The organism is Bradyrhizobium sp. 930_D9_N1_4, from assembly GCF_052076015.1.
Classification (GTDB): domain Bacteria; phylum Pseudomonadota; class Alphaproteobacteria; order Rhizobiales; family Xanthobacteraceae; genus Bradyrhizobium.
The window spans coordinates 1,880,598-1,899,700 of sequence record NZ_CP197236.1; the positions used below are offsets into that span (position 1 = coordinate 1,880,598).

Consider the following 19,103-nt stretch of genomic DNA (forward strand, 5'->3'; position numbering starts at 1 on the left):
GACTGAACATGAAACTGACCCAGGGCTGCTTCTCGTTCCTGCCTGACCTGACCGACGACCAGATCACCAAGCAGGTGCAATATTGCCTCGCCAACGGCTGGGCAGTGAACATCGAGTTCACTGACGACCCGCATCCCCGCAGCACCTATTGGGAGATGTGGGGTCTGCCGATGTTCGACCTCCAGGACGCTGCCGGCGTGATGATGGAGCTCGCCGAATGCCGCAGGGTCTACGGCGACCGTTACATCCGCATCAGCGGCTTCGACTCCAGCCACGGCTGGGAATCGGTGCGGATCTCGTTCCTGGTCAACCGGCCGCCGCAGGAGGTCGAGTTCGACCTGGTGCGGCAGGAAGTCGGCGGCCGGGCCATCCGCTACACCACGGTGCGAAGGCCAGCCGCGCACGCGTCGACTTAAGTCGGTCTCCTCCGCGCGGAGCACTCCCTGCTCCGTTCCCTTGGCGGACCACTGCTTCGCCGCTCCCCCGCGGCGAAGCTCTTTTCTTCGAGGTTCCGATGCTTGATATCCCTCATGCGACGACTGCTGAAACCAGCGAGACCCATTTCGATCTCCGCAAGGAGGCCGAGGCGGCCGGGATCACCGGCACACTGCAACAGCTCGAGCAGGAGCTGATCGGCCTCCGGCCGGTCAAGAATCGCGTGCGCCAGATCGCATCGCTCCTGCTGATCGAGCGCATCCGCCAGCGTGCAGGGCTGGCCTCGGCGCCGCCGACGCTGCACATGTCGTTCACCGGCAATCCCGGCACCGGCAAGACCACCGTGGCGCTGCGCATGGCGAAAATCCTGCACGGCCTCGGTTTCGTGCGGCGCGGGCAGGTGATCTCGGTGACACGCGACGATCTCGTCGGGCAATATATCGGCCACACCGCGCCGAAGACGAAGGAGATCTTGAAGAAGGCGATGGGCGGCGTGCTCTTCATCGACGAGGCCTATTACCTGCACCGGCCCGACAACGAGCGCGACTATGGCCAGGAGGCGATCGAGATCCTGCTCCAGGTGATGGAGAACCAGCGCGAGGACCTCGTCGTGATCCTCGCCGGTTATGGCGAGCGGATGACGAACTTCTTCGCCTCCAATCCCGGCTTTCGTTCCCGCATCGCCCATCACATCGACTTTCCGGATTATGCGGAAGCCGAGCTGCTCGTCATCGCGGAATTGATGTTGAAGGAGCGGGGCTACCGCCTCTCGGCGGCGGCGCGCGAAGCTTTCGAGAAATACATCGCGCTGCGACGGACCCAGCCGTTCTTCTCCAACGCGCGCTCTATCCGCAACGCCGTCGATCGCATCCGGCTGCGGCAGGCCGACCGTCTGGTGTCGGATCTCGACCGCATGCTCGATGTCGCCGATCTCGAAACGATCGATCCCATCGACGTCCTGGCGAGCCGCGTCTTCAGCGGTGGAGCCGACGCGCGGAGTGCCAAGCCATGACCAGGAACATCATCATCTCTCCGTCGATCTTGGCCGCGGACTTTTCGCGCCTCGGCGAGGAGATCGCGGCGATCGACGCCGCCGGCGCCGACTGGATCCACTGCGATGTCATGGACGGACACTTCGTGCCAAACATCAGCTATGGCGCCGATGTCATCAAGGCTGTCCGGCCGGTGACGTCGAAGATCTTTGACGTGCATCTGATGATCGCGCCTGTCGATCCCTATCTGGAGGCGTTCGCAAAGGCGGGGGCGGACGTCATCACCGTCCACGCAGAAGCCGGCCCGCATCTCGACCGCTCACTCCAGGCCATCCGCTCACTTGGCAAGAAGGCCGGTGTCAGCCTGTGTCCGGCGACACCCGAGAGCGCGATTGAATATGTGCTCGATCGCCTCGATCTCGTGCTGGTGATGACGGTCAATCCTGGCTTCGGCGGCCAGTCCTTTCTCGATTCCCAGCTCGACAAGATCAGGCGCATTCGAAGCGTGATCGGGGATCGGCCGATCCGGCTCGAGGTCGATGGGGGTGTCACGCGCGACAATGCCGCCGCGGTGGCTGCCGCGGGTGCCGACACACTCGTGGCGGGCTCCGCTGTGTTCCGTGGTGGGAACAGTGCAGATTATGCGAGCAACATCTCCGCCATTCGGGCTGCGGCGGAAGCCGGCAGGGTTCCAGAGTTGCAGCATAGTTCCGTGCAGTCTCTGCGCACTGGCGAGGCTGCTCGCATCCGGTAGATTACGGAGGCGTAGCGCGCATGTGCGGCGTTTCTCCGGGCTGCTACGGAGAAATGATCGGGAATGCGCAATCCCCTTCAGGCCGGGGTAACCAACGGTCGTGAAGCAGGCGCGCGATTAACTGCGACGCAATGCGCCGCGCCACAATCTGTGGTTCAAGGACCGCAGAGAGCGCGCGGATGCACATTCAATATCTCCACTGGAATGCTGCCCATGGCTGGCGCGGAGCGAATGCTCTGCGCGAGCCCGCACAGCTCGTGCTCTATTTCGGCGGCCGGGAGAGGCTGGCGGGCGGTGAGCGCTATCGCGAGCTGCGCGGTCTCTATCCCGACAGCCATATCGTCGGTTGCAGCACCGGCGGCCAAATCCACGGTGACGACATCGCCGACGACGTGATCGTTGCTGTCGCCCTGCATTTTGCCCGGACGCAAGTGCGGGTCGTGAACGAGACGATCGAATCCCGCGATCTGTCGCGGGCCAGCGGCGCACATTTCGCCCGCCAGCTGGCGGCGCCGGATCTCGCGGGCGTGTTCGTCCTCTGCGATGGATTGAACGTGAACGGCAATGAGTTGATCGCGGGGATCACCGAAGTCCTGGGCCCGGACGTGCTGGTCACCGGCGGATTGGCCGGCGACGGCACCAAGCTCGAGCAGACCCTGGTCGGAGCCGACGGCGAGGCATTGCCGAACCGCATTGCCGCGATCGGCTTCTATGGCACGTCCTTCCGTTTCGCGCATGGCTGTGCCGGTGGCTGGGACGTGTTCGGGCCGCGGCGCAAGGTGACGAAGTCGGAGGGGCCTGTCGTGGTCGAGCTCGATGGCGAGCCGCCACTCGATCTTTACACCCGCTATCTCGGTGAGGAGGAAGTCGCGGCGATGCCGGGCTCGGGCCTCGCGTTTCCCCTGCGCATTCACGACGAATCCGAACCGGAGCGGCAGATCGTGCGCTCCGTCTTTGCGGTGGATCGCGATGCGGGCACCCTGACGTTCGCCGCCGACATTCCGGAAGGATGCACCGCACAGCTGATGCGCGCCAATTTCGACAGCCTCGCCGCCGGCGCGGGCGAGGCGGGCCGGCAGGCGCGCAGCGCGCTCGCCGACGGGATCGAGGGCGCCAAGCTTGCGATCCTGGTGAGTTGCACCGGTCGGCGCAAAGTGATGGGCCAGCGCACGCAGGACGAGCTGGATGCGGTTGCCGCCGAGCTCGGCGACGACGTCGTCCGCATCGGCTTCTACTCCTACGGCGAGATTGCACCCCCGGCCGCGTCCGGGCGCTGCGAGTTGCACAACCAGACCATGACCGTGACCATGATCGCGGAGACGGCCGCGTGACCACGCATCGCCTGCTGGCAAGACAAATTCGCCAGGCGACCGACGAATACGGGCAGGTCGACCTGACGCGGCTCGGCGAGCTTGTCAGCGCGGCCTATGAGGAGAGCGATCGCGATCGCCGCCGCACCGACCGTGCGATCAAGCTGATGATCGAGGAGCTCGAGCAAACGCACAGGCGTGCCGAACAGGATCTGCTGCGGGCGCGCGAATTTCTCGACAGCATCATCGAGAACATTCCGATCGCCGTATTCGCCAAGGACGCGAAGGATTCCCGCTACATTCTGCTCAACCGCGCCGGCGAAGAATATTACGGGATGCCGCGCGACAAGATGCTGGGCAAGACGCCGGAGCAGATCTTTCCGCAGGATATCGCCCGCGTCGTCAGCGAGCAGGACCGCCGCGTCGTCGACAGCGGCACGCCGATGTTCCTGGAGGGACACCTGCTCGATGTCGGCGTCAAGGGCCATGATCGCCTGGTCAATTCGCGGAAGCTGCTGGTTCGCGACGGAAACGGCGCGCCTCAATATCTCGTCGGCGTCATCGAGGACGTGACCGAGCGGATCACCAACGAGGCGCGGATCAGCCATCTCGCCCGTCACGACGCCCTGACCGACCTGCCGAACCGCAGTGCCTTCAACGCGGTGCTGGGTGAACGGCTGGAGCGGGCGCAGGAGGCGTCCACCGGTTTTGCGGTGCTCAGTCTCGATCTCGACCGCTTCAAGGAAGTCAACGACGTGTTCGGCCATCCGGTCGGCGACATGCTGATGCGGGCGGCGGCCGAGCGGCTTGCCGCGGAGGCCGACGGCGCCTTTGTCGCCCGCATCGGCGGCGACGAGTTCACGATCCTTATGCCGGACGGTGTCTGCCGCGAAGAGGTGCTGGCGCTCGGCGAACGCCTGGTCGAGGCGATCGGCAACGAGCTCGAGGTCGACGATTATCTCTCCCATGTCGGCCTGAGCGTCGGCATCGCGATCTATCCGGATGACGGCGTGGACGCCGCCACGCTGCTCGCAAATGCGGATTCAGCGCTCTATCGCGCCAAGCGCGAGGGCCGGGGCAGGGTGTGCTTCTTCGAATCCGAGACGGACCGCGAGCTGCGCGACCGCAGGCTGCTGTTGCACGATCTGCGGCAGGCGGTGGAGCAGAATCAGCTCCTCGTTTATTTTCAGCCGCAGGCGCGGATCGACGGCGAGGTCATCGGTTTCGAGGCGCTGGTGCGCTGGGATCATCCCACGCGCGGCATCGTGCCGCCCGACCAGTTCATTCCGCTGGCCGAGGAGAACGGGCTGATCATCCAGATCGGCGAATGGGTCTTGCGCGAAGCGTGCCGCGAAGCCGCGTCCTGGCCGCGGCCGTTGCAGGTTGCGGTCAATCTCTCGCCGGTCCAGTTCCAGGCCGGCGACCTCGAGCGGTCCATTCACCAGATCCTGTTGGAAACGGCGCTGGCGCCGACCCGGCTCGAGGTCGAGATCACCGAGGGTGTGCTGATCGGCGATTTCGCCCGTGCACTCACGCTGCTCCGCCGCCTGAAGGCGCTCGGCATCCGCATCGCGATGGACGATTTCGGCACCGGCTATTCCTCGCTGTCCTATCTCCAGTCCTTCCCGTTCGACAAGATCAAGATCGATCGCAGCTTCATCTCCAACCTCGAAGCGAAGCCGCAATCGGCCGAGATCGTGCGGGCCGTCCTGAGTCTTGCACGTGCCCTGCACATTCCGGTCGTCGCGGAAGGGGTGGAGACGGAGGCGCAGCGGGCCTTCCTGGCGGGCGAGGCCTGCGAGGAGATGCAGGGTTATCTCATCGGCCGGCCCGAACCGATCGAACGGTATCTCGATCTGATCGGCATCAATGTCGAGCGTCGCCGCTACGCCTAGCGGGTTTAACGAGTTCCACACCTGGGTTCGCGAATAGGAACCAATGCGCCCCCGCGTGCTTCCTAGAAGCAAGCCGGTGAGGCGAATTGGCGCGCAAAAAATGTTTTGCACAACCGCCATCGGCATGACGCAAATCCAGGCGATAAGCCCTTTGAATGCGAGGGAGGGTCTCATGGAGAACGTACGTCGCTACCGGGCGCTGGCGTCCCTCTGTCGCCAGCAGGCGGCCTACCGGCCGCTCCAGAACTGGCAGCTCCTCGGCCAGGCCGAACATTTCGAATATCTCGCCGAGATCGCGCTGAAAACGCATTTCGACGCGTGCAATGCGCAACGCGAGGACGACGCCATCTCAGCTGCGGCGTGGGAGACCCCCGTCGCAGCGTGAGGGCGTTGCACCGCCTCGCTAATGCGACATCAGCGTCGGGACCGTCATGGCCTCCAGCATGGCGCGGGTGACGCCGCCGAGGAAGCGTTCCTGCAAGCGCGAATGGCCGTAGCCACCCATGACCAGAACGTCGAGGCTCTCGTCGGCCGCGAGCGACAGGATGGTCGGCTGGATGTCGGCGCGGGCGGCGGACAGGCCGACCGTGCGGGTCGATAGTCCACGCCGGCCGAGATGCCTTGCGAGATTGCCGGAGGACGCTTCCTCCGAAGTGGCGTCGGCTTCGTTGATCGTGATGATCACGATCTCTTCGGCGCGAGCCAGGAACGGAGCTGCGTCGCGCATGGCGCGGGCGGCGAGGCGGCTGCCGTCCCAGCAGATGCCGATCCGCTTCGCCCGGAAGGTCCCGCGGAAGGTGTGGGGCAGGAACAGCACCGGGCCGCCCGACTGGAACAGGATCTCGCCGGGGATGTCGTTGTCGGAAGAGCTTTGTGCCGGATCCGGCTGAAGCACGATGCTGAGATCGTGCAGCCGTGCCATCTCACCGATCGAGGCGCTCGCATCGACCGGGACCGCACCGAGCGGATGGCAGGTGCAGGAAATCCCGGCGTTGGCCGCTCCGCTCCTGAACACCTCGAGCGCCGCCTCCGCGCGTTCCATCGCGCGCTCGCGCTCCAGCTCGAACACGGCCGCCACGGCAGCGCCGCCCTCCATGATGTAAGCCGCACTGCTTGCGACATAGCCGACAGCGACCGCGTCGATGTGTGCGTTGAGCTTGGCCGCAAGCGAGATCGAGCCGTCGATCAGGGCACGCATCGGGCGCTCGGTCGGAACGTGGACCAGAATATCCTTGTACATGGCGTACCTGCGATGGACATCATCCGATGGCCGCAGTCTTTCACCGTGCGAGGGGCTCGCGTTGAGCTGCATCAAAGGTTCAGCCGCGATGAGGGTCCTCCGGGCCGGCCGGAGCACCTTTGCCAAGATTTAATCGGACGGACGGGACGCTGTAAGGTGAAGATGTCCATGTTGGGTGCAAGGCGACTTACCCAACATGGACATTTCGACATGAACGATCGCGTCAATTCCGACACCACGACGTCTCGCACGATCTTGAAGCCGCGCCGGCTGGCGCTGCTCGGCACCGTGGCTGCGCTTGGCGTGGCCGTGCTCGCTGCCTCGCCCGGCGCCTCGCCGTTTGGCATCAATTCCTTCGTTGCGCCGGCTCAGGCTGCCGAGTCCGCTGCGACGCCGCCGGGCTTCGGCGATCTCGTCAGCAAGGTCAAACCCGCCGTCATCTCGGTGCGGGTCAAGATCGACCAGGACAACGAGAAGAGCGCGATGTTCCAGCAGAACCGGATGGATTCGGACGAAAATTCGCCGTTCGACCAGTTCTCGCGGCAGTTCGGCTTCCGTGGTCCGGGTGGCACGAATGGCATGCCGCGCCAGCGCCACCAGACGATCACGGGCGAGGGTTCCGGGTTCTTCATTTCGGCTGACGGCTTTGCCGTGACCAACAACCACGTCGTCGATCACGCCGAGTCGGTGCAGGTGACGATGGATGACGGCTCTGTCTACACGGCGAAGGTGGTCGGCACCGATCCGAAGACCGATCTCGCGTTGATCAAGGTCGACGGCAAGAAGGACTTTCCCTTCGTCAAATTCGCAGACCAGAAGCCGCGGATCGGCGACTGGGTGGTCGCGGTCGGAAACCCCTTCGGCCTCGGCGGTACTGTGACGGCGGGCATCGTCTCGGCCAGCGGCCGCGATATCGGCAACGGCCCCTATGACGATTTCATCCAGATCGATGCGCCGATCAACAAGGGCAATTCCGGAGGTCCTGCCTTCGACATGAACGGCAATGTGATCGGCGTGAACACCGCGATCTATTCGCCGTCCGGCGGCTCGGTCGGCATCGGCTTCGACATTCCGGCCACGACCGCCAAGCTCGTCGTCGCGCAGTTGAAGGACAAGGGCGCGGTCACCCGCGGCTGGCTCGGCGTGCAGGTGCAGCCGGTCACCGCCGAGATCGCCGACAGCCTCGGCCTCAAGGAAGCGCGCGGCGCGATCGTCGACAATCCGCAGGACGGCAGCCCGGCGGCGAAGGCCGGCATCGAGGCCGGCGACGTCATCACCGCCGTCAACGGCACCGCGGTCAAGGACTCCCGCGATCTCGCCCGCACCATCGCCACGCTGGCGCCGGGCAGCTCCGTGAAGCTCGACGTCTTCCACAAGGGCGACAGCAAGACGGTGACGCTGGCGCTCGGCGAACTGCCGAACGAGCGGCAGGCCAAGGCCGATGATGGCAAGATGCAGCCGAACGCAGGCACGCCGCGGCTTGGTCTCGCTTTGGCACCGGCCGGCGACGTCCAGGGTGCCGGCGAGAAGGGCGTCGTCGTCACCGAAGTCGATCCGCAGGGACCGGCAGCGCAGCGCGGCATCCAGACCGGCGACATCATCCTCAATGTTGGCGGCAAGCCCGTCGCCAATGTCGGCGAGGTCCGTTCCGAGCTGGCGCAGGCCAAATCGTCGGGCAAGAACAGCGTGCTGTTGCAGGTGAAGAATGCGGAAGCGACCCGGTTCGTCGCCGTGCCGCTCGCCTAACTCTTGAGCTTTCGACGGCAATTCAAAAGGCGGCCTGCGGGCCGCCTTTTTTTGTGCTCACCGGGAGATACCCACAGGCCTGCCGATAACATTCTCGTTAACGGCAGCATTGGTGACGGGCTCGTCCGAAAAAGCCGTGTTCGCTCGTCACACTTTGGAATCGCGGATGAGCTTTGGCGGCAATGAAGCCGCCAAGACGAATCGCAAGCGTGGAACTTCGAACCCCCGGCCGTCTTGTGGAGCCGGTCGTTCGCATTTGATCGGTGCCGACATGGATCGATTGAAGCTCTCGCTGACATGTGCGCTGCTGGCGGCGCCAATCGTGCTGACGACTGGAAGCGCCCTGGGGCGTGACGACGGTCGCTACGCCAACTCACCCTTGAAGCCCTGGTTCGACAGTTTGCGCAGCCATCTCGGACCGTGCTGCTCGGATGCCGATGGCTTTGCCGTCTCGGATCCGGATTGGGAATCGCACGATGGGCACTACCGCGTGCGGGTGGACGGGCAGTGGGTCGACGTGCCTGACGAGGCCGTCATCACCGAGCCGAACCGGGCGGGCCACACCATGGTGTGGCCGGTGAAGACCGCGTTCGGGATTTCCATCCGCTGCTTCATGCCGGGCAGCATGATCTGACGTCGCGTCAGCGCTTGCCGGATTTGCGCTTCGAACTCTTCTTCGTCTTCTTCGTGGCGGTCTTTTTCTTGACCGCCGTTTTCTTGGCCGTCTTCCGTTTCGACGCCGTCTTCTTTTTCTTCGGGACCTTCTTGCCCTTCGCGCGCGCCTCCGACAGGCCGATCGCGATCGCCTGCTTGCGGCTCTTCACGCGTCCGCCGCGACCGCCCGGCCCGCTCTTCGCGGTACCCTTCTTGTAGCGGCGCATCTCGCGTTCGACATCACTGCCGGCGCTGCGCGAATAGCGGCGCTTCTTTGCCTTGCGTGCCATCAACTCTCTCCCTTGGCCCGGGGAAAGAACCGTAGTGCTGACCCAACGTTCCAAGCGCGCCGGCTGCGCGCCTAGAAGGAGTTCGCGAGCTCGATCTCGGTTTCAAGCACCTGGATGCGGCGCGCGGCTTCGCTGAATGACAGGGCGCGGTCGTATTGCGCGGGCTGATAGGCTTCCTCGCTCAGTCGCTTCAACTTCAGGCCTTGCGCCCGCGTCATCTGCTCGCTGAGGAAAATCTTGGCGTCGGAAAATGCCTTGGCTTCGAAAAAAGCCTTGGCGTCGTATTTACCTTGAACCTGCATTGGAGCTCTCCGTTCTGAAATCGTGACTTGACTATATGTTCTTATTTTGTTCTAACAAGCCATGGACAACAGAATTAATGAAATTCGACGTAAAATCAGCGCCTTGAGGCTGGAAATGGCCGATATGGAGGCGTCCGTCCGCGACCTCGTCGATCGCGACCGCGACTGCACGGAAAAGGCCCGGGCGCAGATGGATCTGCGCCGGAAAATCAACCTGCTGATCGGCGAATGGAAGGCGGCCGGTGGCGGCGATGTTCTGCCCAACGTCCGTGACCGCGTGCGTTTGCGCGCGACGAAAACCGTCAGCATTCCGCTGCGCGTGATCGCGCGCCGCTGAGAGCTTTGGGAGCGTGCGGTGGAGGAAGACCCGGACACGTACCGGATTCTAAAGCTGCGCGCCGAGATTCTCGAACTCGGCTCTGCGATCCGACAGCTTCAGCGCGCGGGCCTTGACCATGCCGCAGCCCAGCTTCTGATCGCACGCAAGCGCGCACAGCTTGAGCATCTCGTGAAAGCGGATGCTGCTCGACAAGCGCTTTGACATCCAACGAGCTTGCGCACCAACGCAAGATAGCCCCGCGTCGTCGCGGGGCCATCAATCGCTGTCTCGGCCGAGCTCACTTGTGAGCTTACTTGGAATTGCTTGTGCCGCTCTTGTTGTTGGTCATGGTGCCGCCCTGATCGGAGCCGGGACCGGAACCACCCTGGCCGGAGGGATCGGCACCCTTCGATTTCGTGTTCGCGCCTGTCGTCTGCGAGGACGAGGACGAGGTCGAGGATTCGTGCTTCGCCTTGTGCGACTTGGCTTGTGCGGCGAACGGGGCAGCGGCGAGGCCGGTTGCCAGCATCACGGCGAGAGCGAGTTTGGTGGTTGTCATGCGCGGGAACTCCCTGAGTTAAATTGACGCAGGCAGCCAACCGCCGTTCGTCGCAGGAGTTCCGGCGTAAAGCGCTCCAGACACTTCACGTGCGCTTCAAGATTCCTTGTTCTCGGCGATGATGAACACGACGCCCGTGAGGGTCGCGCCGATCGCGAAGGTCGTCACCAGGGTGACGACGAAAACGATCGCGGCTGAATCGCCGCCGTGATTCAGCAAATTTGCGACGGCCGGATTGAACAGGATGAGCGCCAGACTGAAAGAAAGGCCGAGAGCTGCACCCATCATTGTGTGCGTCATCAGCCTGATGATTCCGGTCGGGGAAATGAGGCCCGGCGACTTTTTTGCGCGCATGGAACCACCTCACGATGTGCATGCAAACGCGGACATCGGTTGCGGGTTCCATCGTGATGAAGGATTTGTCATCCGCCGCTTCATCCGACGTTCATGCCGGCCTTGCGACGATGAACGCCGACAACACGGGAACATTCGATATGGGTAAGGTCGTCTATCTCTATCGCTCGCTGGCGTATCGTAACGCGGCCGCGGACATGCTGCGCAAGGCGCGCAAGCTGCCGCGCGGTGCCGAGCGCAGTGCAGCCCGCCGCTATGCGCGGGCGTTGCGCGATCTCTCGCAGACTGAAGCCTGGCTGGAAGGACGCGTCGCGGACGAATTGCCGCCGATGCCGCGATTGCGGGTCGTCGGCGCGCGCTAGCCCGAGGCTCGCTGAAGGGCTTCGGAAGGAGCCGCGTCGAACGTGCCCGCAGCCGCCGGTGCCGTGGTCTTCCGCGTCAGCGGCACTTCCAGGCGGCACAGCAGGCCCTCGGAGCGCCAGTCGAAATCCGCCTGTCCGCCGAGTTGCGATTCCACACTGGCAAGCAGGCTCCGCGTGCCGAAGCCGCGGGATTTCGGTGTCCTCACCAGCGGACCGCCGGTTTCGTCCCAGGTCAATGTGAGGTGATCGTCCTCGACCTGCCAGTCGATCGCGAGCCGTCCCGCGCGCGTCGAGAGCGCACCATACTTCGCCGAATTGGTGAAGAGCTCGTGCAGCGCCAGCGCCAGCGTCTGGGCGGTGGCCGGCATCAACTGCACCTCCGGTCCCGTCAGCTTGATCTGGCCGCCGAGCGAGTAGGGCGCTAGCTCCTCGTCGATCAGCCTGGAGAGTTCTGCGCCCTGCCAGCTCGACAGCGAGAGGATCGTGTGCACGCGCGCCAGCGCATTGATGCGCCCCTCGACCGCGTTGACGTAAGCCTTGACCTCGTCGGCACGGGTGAGGCGTACGATCGACTGCGCCAGCGCCAGCGCGTTCTTGGCGCGATGATCGACCTCGCGCGCCAGCAGGTTTTGCCTTTCTTCCGCGCGTTTGCGTTCGGTGATGTCCACGGTGACGCCGCTCACGCGCACCACGCGGCCGCCCGGGTCCACCGTCGCAGCCGCCGTGCCGACGCACCAGCGCACTTCGCCATCGGGTCGGCTGACGCGAAACTCGCCTTCATAGGCGTGCGCGCCGGTATTGAACGCGGCGATCGCCTGGCCGAACTGGTCGACGTCATCCGGGTGCAGCAGCGCCTGGATGTTCGCCGACGTGACGTTGAAGGTCTCCGGTGTCACGCCAAAAATGCGGTACTGGCCCTCGTCCCACATCCAGTCGCCGTTGACCCAGTCCCAGTCCCAGGACCCCATCTTGCCGGCGGCGATCGCCATGCTGCGCCGCTCTTCGCTCTCGCGCAGCTTTGCAGTGGAATTCTCGAGCTCGGCAGTGCGCGCGCGCACGCGGTCTTCGAGATCCCGGTTCAGCCGCTCGAGCTCGCGCGTCTTGCGATAGAGCTCGGCAAACACCTTGACCTTGGCGCGCAGCACTTCCGGCACGACCGGGACCGGCACGTAGTCGACCGCGCCCATCTCGTAGCCGCGCAGGCGGTCGATGTCGCTGACTTGTATGGCCGAGATGAAGATCATCGCCGTCTTCTGGAAGCGCGGATGCTCGCGGATCATCGCCGCAAGCTCGAAACCGTCGAGCTCGGGCATGCAGACGTCGACCAGGATCACCGCGACCTCGGTCTTGAGCAGCACCTCCAGCGCCTCGCGGCCCGACGAGGCGATCACGAGGTTCTCGCCGAGTTCCTTCAAGATCACCTCATAGGCGAGCAGCTTGGCCGGCTGATCGTCGACGAGGAGGATGTTGACCTTTTCGTGGTCCATTCGCGGATCCAACCTCAGCGGTGCAGCCACATGCGGATCGCAAGCAGCAATTGATCGGTGTTGACGGGTTTGGCGAGGTAGTCGGACGCGCCGGCTTCCAGGCATTTCTCGCGGTCGCCCTTCATCGCCTTGGCGGTCAGCGCGATGATCGGAAGGCGGGCGAAGGCCGGATTTTCGCGAATGACGCCGATGGTCTGATAGCCATCCATCTGCGGCATCATGATGTCCATCAGCACGATGGCGATCTCCGGGTTGGATTCGACCAGCGTCACGGCCTCGCGGCCGGTCGTGGCCGTCAGCACTTTCATGCCGCGCCGTTCCAGCACGCTGGACAGCGCAAAGATGTTGCGGGCGTCGTCGTCGACGAGCAGGGCGGTCTTGCCGATCAAATCCTCGTCGGAACTGTTCAGCTTCTCCAGCATGCGCTGCTTCTCGACCGGCAGTTCCGTGATCACGCGATGCAGGAACAAGGCGGTCTCGTCGAGCAGGCGTTCCGGCGATTCCACGCCCTTGACCACGATGCTGCGCGCCATGGTGTGAAGTTCCGCGTCTTCTTCCGCCGAGAGCTCGCGGCCGGTGAAGACCACCACCGGAACATTCGACAGCGCCTCGTCGTTGCGGATCTGGTCCAGTACCTCGAAGCCGCTCATGTCGGGCAGCCTGAGGTCGAGCACCACGCAATCGCAGGGCGCTTCGCGCAGCGTCGAGAGTGCGCCGGCACCGGTATCGGTCGTGATGATCTCGATGTCGTCGTGATGCAGCAGCTCGCGGATCGACAGCTGCTCGGCCTCGTTGTCCTCCACGATCAGGAGCCGCTTGCGCCGTGGCCGCGCATATTCCTTGATCTGGGTCAATGCAGCCGAGACGCCCTCGGTCGTGGTCGGCTTGTTGACGAAGGAGAATGCGCCGCGGGCCAGCGCGTGCTGACGGTCCTCGTCCAGCGTGATGATCTGCACGGGGATGTGCCGCGTCAGCGGATTGTGCTTGAGCTGGCTCAGCACCGTCCAGCCCAGCATGTCCGGCAGGAACACATCGAGCGAGACGGCCCGCGGCTGGTACTGCTTGGCAAGCTCGAGTGCTTCGGCGCCGCGCGCGGCAACCAGCACCTTGAAGCCCTTGTCGCGCGCAAGATCGACCAGAATGCGCGCATAGTGCGGGTCGTCCTCGACGATGAGCAGGATGCTGTCGCCGGGCTCGAGACTGAGCCTGTCGTCGGGAATTTGCTCGATGACCCGCGGTAGCTCGGGCGCGGCCATTTGCAGCGCCTGGGGCTGGCCGTGTTGCTGGGGCGCGGGCGCAGGACGTGGGGCGAGCGTCGGGCCGGAATATTTCAGCGGCAGATAGAGCGTGAAGGACGAACCCTTGCTCGGCGCGCTGCGCAGATGGATTTCGCCGCCGAGCAGGCCTGCAAGCTCGCGGCTGATTGCAAGACCAAGTCCGGTGCCGCCGTATTTGCGGCTTGTGCCGGCATCCGCCTGCTGGAACGCCTCGAAGATGAGCTTCTGCTTCTCCAGGGGAATGCCGATGCCGGTGTCGGACACTTCGAACGCGATCACCGCCGGCGCGGAGTTCAGCACCGGGTGATCCGTGCCCCAGCCGCCGACCGCGGCGGCGACCTTCAGGCGCACCTCGCCTTCGGCGGTGAACTTGAAGGCGTTGGAGAGCAGGTTCTTGAGAACCTGTTGCAGGCGCTTGGAGTCGGTGACGATGCTGCGCGCGAGGTTCGGATCGACGTCGATCTTGAACGACAGGCCGCGGTTCTCTGCCTCGTGCCGGAACGGCCGCCCGACGGTATCGAGCAGGTTCGCGGTCAGGATCTCCTCGGCGTCGACCGTCACCGTGCCGGACTCGATCTTGGAGAGATCGAGGATGTCGCTGATGAGGTTGAGCAGGTCGGTGCCGGCACCGTGGATGGTGCGGGCGAATTCGACCTGCTTGCCGGAGAGATTGCCGTCCGGATTGTCGGTGAGCTGCTGTCCCAGGATCAGGATCGAGTTCAGCGGCGTGCGCAGCTCGTGGCTCATATTGGCGAGGAATTCGGACTTGTATTTCGAGGTCAGCGCGAGCTCGGTCGCCTTTTCCTCGAGCGCGCGGCGGGCCTGCTCGATTTCCTGATTCTTGCGCTCGACTTCGACGTTGCGTTCGGCGAGCTGCTGCGCCTTCTGCTCGAGCTGGTCGTTGGTCTGTTGCAATTCGCGCTGCTGGGTCTGGAGCTCGCCGGCCAGCTGCTGCGACTGCTTGAGCAGGCCTTCGGTCTGCATCGTCGCCTCGATCGAGTTGAGCACGATGCCGATGGAGTCGGTGAGCTGTTCCAGGAACGTCATCTGCGAGGTCGTAAACGATGTCAGCGAGGCCAGCTCGATCACCGCCTTGACCTGTCCTTCGAACAGCACCGGCAGCACGACGAGATTTTTCGGCGCGACGCGGAACAGCGCGGAGTTGATCGGCACAACATCGGGGGGAATATCGGCGATGACGCGCGGCCGTCGGTCGAGGGCGCATTGTCCGATCAGGCCGTCGCCGAGTGGCAGCACGCGCTGGTAGGGATAGATGCCGTCGCCGGCATAGGAGGCGAGCAGGAGAAGCTGCGGACTGTCCTCGTTTTCGACCTGGTAGATCACGCCTGTATGGGCGTTCACCAGCGGCGACAATTCGGTCAGCAGCAGCCGGCCGACCGTGGCGAGATCGCGCTGGCCCTGAAGCATGTTGGTGAATTTGGCGAGGTTGGTCTTCAGCCAGTCCTGCTCGGTGTTCACGTCCGTCGTCAGACGGAGATTCGTGATCATCGTGTTGATGTTGTCTTTCAGCTCGGCGAGCTCGCCGCGGGCATCGACCTGGATCGACGGGGTGAGGTCGCCCTTGGTCACGGCGGTCGCGACCTCCGCGATCGCGCGGACCTGCGAGGTGAGGTTGGCCGCCAGCAGGTTGACGTTGCCGGTGAGGTCCTTCCAGGTGCCGGCCGCGCCAGGCACGTCGGCCTGACCGCCGAGGCGGCCCTCGACGCCGACCTCGCGCGCGACCGACGACACTTGGTCGGCGAAAGTCGCGAGCGTCTCGGTCATGTTGTTGATGGTGTCGGCGAGCGCTGCGACCTCGCCCTTCGACTTCACGGTGAGATTTTGCTTCAAATCACCGTTCGCAACGGCGGTCACCACCTTGACAATGCCGCGAACCTGCTCGGTGAGGTTCGCCGCCATGAAGTTGACGGTGTCGGTGAGGTCCTTCCAGGTGCCGGCCACACCAGGCACCTGGGCCTGGCCGCCGAGCTCGCCTTCGGTGCCGACTTCGCGGGCGACACGCGTGACTTCGCCTGCGAAGGCGTTGAGCTGGTCCACCATGGTGTTGATGGTGTTTTTCAGCTCGAGAATTTCACCCTTCACGTCCACGGTGATCTTGCGGGACAAGTCGCCGCGCGCGACCGCCGTGGTGACTTCGGCGATGTTGCGGACCTGCGTGGTAAGGTTCGCCGCGAGCAGGTTGACGTTGTCGGTGAGGTCCTTCCAGGTGCCGCCGACGCCGGGCACGACGGCCTGACCGCCGAGCCGACCTTCGGTGCCGACCTCGCGCGCCACGCGCGTCACTTCGGCGGCGAAGGAGCGGAGCTGCTCCACCATGGTGTTCAAGGTGTCCTTGAGCAGCAGGATTTCGCCGCGCACGTCCACCGTGATCTTTTTCGACAGGTCGCCGCCGGCGATCGCGGTCGCGACCTCGGCGATGTTGCGGACCTGGGCCGTCAGGTTCGAGGCCATGAAGTTGACGTTGTCGGTGAGATCCTTCCAGGTGCCGGCAACGCCGGACACTTCAGCCTGACCGCCGAGCTTGCCTTCGGTGCCGACCTCGCGCGCCACGCGGGTGACTTCGCCGGCGAAGGCATTGAGCTGGTCCACCATGGTGTTGATGGTGTTCTTGAGCTCGAGGATTTCGCCCTTCACGTCCACGGTGATCTTGCGGGACAAGTCGCCGCGCGCCACCGCCGTGGTCACCTCGGCGATGTTGCGGACCTGGGCGGTGAGGTTGCCCGCCATCGAGTTGACGCTGTCAGTGAGATCCTTCCAGGTGCCGGCGACGCCGGGCACGTTGGCCTGGCCGCCGAGGCGTCCTTCGGTGCCGACCTCGCGCGCCACGCGCGTCACCTCGCCCGCGAAGCGGTTGAGCTGGTCGACCATCGTGTTCAGGGTGTCCTTGAGCTGAAGGATCTCGCCGCGGACGTCCACCGTGATCTTGCGCGAGAGGTCGCCGCCGGCGATCGCGGTCGCGACCTCGGCGATGTTGCGGACCTGGGCGGTGAGGTTGCCCGCCATCGAGTTCACGGAGTCCGTCAGGTCTTTCCAGGTGCCGGCGACGCCGGGCACGCCGGCCTGGCCACCGAGCTTGCCGTCGGTGCCGACCTCGCGGGCGACGCGGGTGACTTCGCCGGCGAAGGCGTTGAGCTGGTCCACCATGGTGTTGAGCGTTTCCTTCAGCTGAAGGATTTCGCCCGACACGTTCACGGTGATCTTCTTCGACAAATCGCCTTTGGCGACCGCGGTCGCGACTTCGGCGATGTTACGCACCTGGCCGGTCAGGTTCGAGGCCATCGAGTTGACGGAGTCCGTCAAATCCTTCCAGGTGCCGCCGACGCCGCGCACGACGGCCTGGCCGCCGAGCTTGCCTTCGGTACCGACCTCGCGCGCCACGCGCGTGACTTCGCCGGCGAAGGCGTTGAGCTGGTCCACCATGGTGTTGATGGTGTCCTTCAGCTCCAGGATTTCGCCGCGCGTGTCCACGGTGATCTTCTTCGACAAGTCGCCGCCGGCGACCGCCGTCGTGACCTCGGCGATGTTGCGGACCTGCGCAGTCAGGTTCGACGCCATTGAGTTGACGCTCTCGGTCAAATCCTTCCAGGTGCCGGCGACGCCGAGCACGTTGGCCTGGCCCCCGAGGCGTCCTTCGGTGCCGACCTCGCGCGCGACGCGGGTGACTTCGCCGGCGAAGGCGTTGAGCTGGTCCACGCAGGTGTTGAGCGTTTCCTTCAGCTGAAGGATCTCGCCCGAGACGTTCACCGTGATCTTCTTCGACAAGTCGCCGCCGGCGATGGCCGTGGCGACGTCGGCGATGTTGCGGACCTGTGCCGTCAGGTTCGACGCCATGAAGTTGACGTTGTCGGTGAGGTCCTTCCAGGTTCCGGCGACGCCCGGCACCTGCGCCTGGCCGCCGAGCTTGCCTTCGGTGCCGACTTCGCGCGCGACGCGGGTCACTTCGGAAGCGAACGAGTTGAGCTGGTCCACCATCGTGTTGATGGTGTCTTTCAGCTCCAGGATTTCGCCGCGGACATCCACCGTGATCTTGCGCGAGAGGTCGCCGCGCGCCACCGCGGTGGTCACGTTGGCGATGTTGCGGACCTGTGCGGTGAGGTTGCCGCACATCGCGTTGACGGAGTCGGTGAGGTCCTTCCAGGTGCCGGCGACGCCGGGCACGATGGCCTGGCCGCCGAGCTTGCCGTCGGTGCCGACCTCGCGCGCCACGCGCGTCACTTCGGAGGCGAAGGAGCGCAGCTGATCCACCATCGTGTTGATGGCTTCCTTGAGCTGAAGGATCTCGCCGCGGACGTCGACGGTGATCTTCTTGGACAAGTCGCCGTTGGCGACCGCGATCGTCACCTCCGCGATGTTGCGAACCTGGTTGGTCAAATTGTTCGCCATCGAGTTGACGCTCTCGGTCAAATCCTTCCAGACGCCGGTCACCTCCGGCACCTGGGCCTGGCCGCCGAGCTTGCCTTCGGTGCCGACCTCGCGCGCCACGCGCGTCACTTCGGAGGTGAATACGCCGAGCTGCTTGATCATGGTGTTGACGATGGTCGCCGACTGCAGGAATTCTCCGCGGAGCGGGCGGCCGTCGACGTCGAGCTTGACGGTCTGGAGCAGGTCGCCCTGCGCCACGGCCGCGACGGCGCGCGTCACTTCGCGCGTCGGCCACAAGAGATCGTCGATCAGCGTGTTGACGGAGCCTTCCATGTCGGCCCAGGAGCCGCTCGCAAGCCCAAACTTCACGCGCTGGCGGGTCTTGCCCTCACGCCCGACCACCTGGCCGACCAGTTCGAGCTGCTGCGCCATGCGCTGGTTGGCGGCGATGATTTCATTCAAAGTGTCGGCAATCTTGCCGTCGATGCCGAGATAGTCGCTGCTCATCCGCACGGAAAAGTCACCGCTGCGCATCGCCTGGAGGGCCAGCAACAATTCCTGCCGGGAATCGGGGTCTGACGTGCCGTTGGGTTTTGGTTTCGGGACGCGACGACCGGACCTTGATGAAGCTCCGGAATCGAGGTCGCTCATACTCATTCCCCCGCAGGCGTCGGCCGAATCCAAGGCGTGACGCGACTGTTCAAAATAGAGCGTCAGCCAAATTCGAAATCAAGCGCCAACGTG

Annotated in this window: 18 protein-coding genes; 11 read left to right on the forward strand and 7 right to left on the reverse strand. The window is 64.5% G+C overall.

The genetic code is table 11. The annotated features are described in order from the left end of the window. Positions 1 to 8: 8 nt before the first annotated feature. From AB7532_RS08720 to AB7532_RS08745, 6 genes are all read left to right on the forward strand, one after another. Entirely contained in the window at positions 9 to 416 is a 408-nt protein-coding gene (locus AB7532_RS08720) for a ribulose bisphosphate carboxylase small subunit (protein ID WP_441234394.1), read from the forward strand. Positions 417 to 514: 98 nt separating this feature from the next. Then, positions 515 to 1,447: a CbbX protein gene (cbbX, locus tag AB7532_RS08725; RefSeq protein ID WP_441234395.1), complete on the forward strand. Its 933-nt coding sequence runs from the start codon at positions 515 to 517 to the stop codon at positions 1,445 to 1,447. Then, positions 1,444 to 2,181 carry a ribulose-phosphate 3-epimerase gene (gene rpe / locus AB7532_RS08730; protein WP_441234396.1) on the forward strand — a complete coding sequence of 246 codons (738 nt, stop codon included), beginning with the start codon at positions 1,444 to 1,446 and terminating at the stop codon, positions 2,179 to 2,181. Before cbbX ends, rpe begins: the two co-directional genes overlap by 4 nt. Positions 2,182 to 2,360: 179 nt before the next feature. Further along, the gene (locus AB7532_RS08735; RefSeq protein ID WP_441234397.1) at positions 2,361 to 3,512 is read left to right on the forward strand and encodes an FIST signal transduction protein; all 1,152 of its coding nucleotides are present in this window, start codon (positions 2,361 to 2,363) and stop codon (positions 3,510 to 3,512) included. Continuing rightward, positions 3,509 to 5,386, forward strand: coding sequence for a putative bifunctional diguanylate cyclase/phosphodiesterase (locus AB7532_RS08740; protein ID WP_441234398.1), 1,878 nt, complete (start codon positions 3,509 to 3,511; stop codon positions 5,384 to 5,386). Before AB7532_RS08735 ends, AB7532_RS08740 begins: the two co-directional genes overlap by 4 nt. Before the next feature lie 172 nt (positions 5,387 to 5,558). After that, the gene (locus tag AB7532_RS08745) at positions 5,559 to 5,771 is read left to right on the forward strand and encodes a hypothetical protein (RefSeq protein ID WP_441234399.1); all 213 of its coding nucleotides are present in this window, start codon (positions 5,559 to 5,561) and stop codon (positions 5,769 to 5,771) included. Positions 5,772 to 5,789: 18 nt separating this feature from the next. On the opposite strand, the gene AB7532_RS08750 is transcribed toward AB7532_RS08745, so the two are convergent. Beyond that, on the reverse strand, positions 5,790 to 6,626 hold the full coding sequence (locus tag AB7532_RS08750) for a universal stress protein (protein WP_441234400.1): 837 nt from the start codon (positions 6,624 to 6,626) through the stop codon (positions 5,790 to 5,792). A 210-nt stretch (positions 6,627 to 6,836) separates the two neighbouring features. On the opposite strand from AB7532_RS08750, the gene AB7532_RS08755 reads away from it, so the two are divergent. Together AB7532_RS08755 and AB7532_RS08760 are read left to right on the forward strand one after the other, a co-directional pair. Then, a complete protein-coding gene (locus AB7532_RS08755; protein WP_441234401.1) occupies positions 6,837 to 8,372 on the forward strand; it encodes a Do family serine endopeptidase in 1,536 nt (511 codons plus the stop codon). Between the two features lie 271 nt (positions 8,373 to 8,643). Beyond that, positions 8,644 to 9,006, forward strand: coding sequence for a hypothetical protein (locus AB7532_RS08760; RefSeq protein WP_441234402.1), 363 nt, complete (start codon positions 8,644 to 8,646; stop codon positions 9,004 to 9,006). Positions 9,007 to 9,013: 7 nt separating this feature from the next. Here the strand turns inward: AB7532_RS08760 and AB7532_RS08765 are convergent, their stop codons facing one another. Both AB7532_RS08765 and AB7532_RS08770 read right to left on the reverse strand, forming a co-directional pair. Then, positions 9,014 to 9,316 carry a DUF6496 domain-containing protein gene (locus AB7532_RS08765; protein ID WP_441234403.1) on the reverse strand — a complete coding sequence of 101 codons (303 nt, stop codon included), beginning with the start codon at positions 9,314 to 9,316 and terminating at the stop codon, positions 9,014 to 9,016. 71 nt (positions 9,317 to 9,387) lie between these two features. Then, the gene (locus AB7532_RS08770; RefSeq protein ID WP_441234404.1) at positions 9,388 to 9,618 is read right to left on the reverse strand and encodes a DUF3072 domain-containing protein; all 231 of its coding nucleotides are present in this window, start codon (positions 9,616 to 9,618) and stop codon (positions 9,388 to 9,390) included. Between the two features lie 115 nt (positions 9,619 to 9,733). On the opposite strand from AB7532_RS08770, the gene AB7532_RS08775 reads away from it, so the two are divergent. Then, positions 9,734 to 9,955 (forward strand): hypothetical protein, encoded by a 222-nt coding sequence (locus tag AB7532_RS08775; RefSeq protein WP_441239218.1) that lies wholly within the window; start codon positions 9,734 to 9,736, stop codon positions 9,953 to 9,955. An 18-nt stretch (positions 9,956 to 9,973) separates the two neighbouring features. Next, entirely contained in the window at positions 9,974 to 10,159 is a 186-nt protein-coding gene (locus AB7532_RS08780) for a hypothetical protein (protein ID WP_441234405.1), read from the forward strand. Positions 10,160 to 10,247: 88 nt separating this feature from the next. Here AB7532_RS08780 and AB7532_RS08785 read toward each other — a convergent pair whose 3' ends face one another. Next, positions 10,248 to 10,496, reverse strand: coding sequence for a hypothetical protein (locus AB7532_RS08785; RefSeq protein ID WP_441234406.1), 249 nt, complete (start codon positions 10,494 to 10,496; stop codon positions 10,248 to 10,250). A 96-nt stretch (positions 10,497 to 10,592) separates the two neighbouring features. Further along, a complete protein-coding gene (locus tag AB7532_RS08790) occupies positions 10,593 to 10,850 on the reverse strand; it encodes a hypothetical protein (RefSeq protein WP_441234407.1) in 258 nt (85 codons plus the stop codon). 56 nt (positions 10,851 to 10,906) lie between these two features. Here AB7532_RS08790 and AB7532_RS08795 point away from each other — a divergent pair, with 56 nt between their 5' ends. Next, on the forward strand, positions 10,907 to 11,212 hold the full coding sequence (locus tag AB7532_RS08795) for a hypothetical protein (protein WP_441234408.1): 306 nt from the start codon (positions 10,907 to 10,909) through the stop codon (positions 11,210 to 11,212). Here the strand turns inward: AB7532_RS08795 and AB7532_RS08800 are convergent. Together AB7532_RS08800 and AB7532_RS08805 are read right to left on the reverse strand one after the other, a co-directional pair. Then, a complete protein-coding gene (locus AB7532_RS08800; RefSeq protein ID WP_441234409.1) occupies positions 11,209 to 12,699 on the reverse strand; it encodes a sensor histidine kinase in 1,491 nt (496 codons plus the stop codon). The genes AB7532_RS08795 and AB7532_RS08800 overlap by 4 nt on opposite strands. 14 nt (positions 12,700 to 12,713) lie before the next feature. Then, positions 12,714 to 19,010, reverse strand: coding sequence for a HAMP domain-containing protein (locus AB7532_RS08805; RefSeq protein WP_441234410.1), 6,297 nt, complete (start codon positions 19,008 to 19,010; stop codon positions 12,714 to 12,716). Between the last annotated feature and the right edge of the window lie 93 nt (positions 19,011 to 19,103).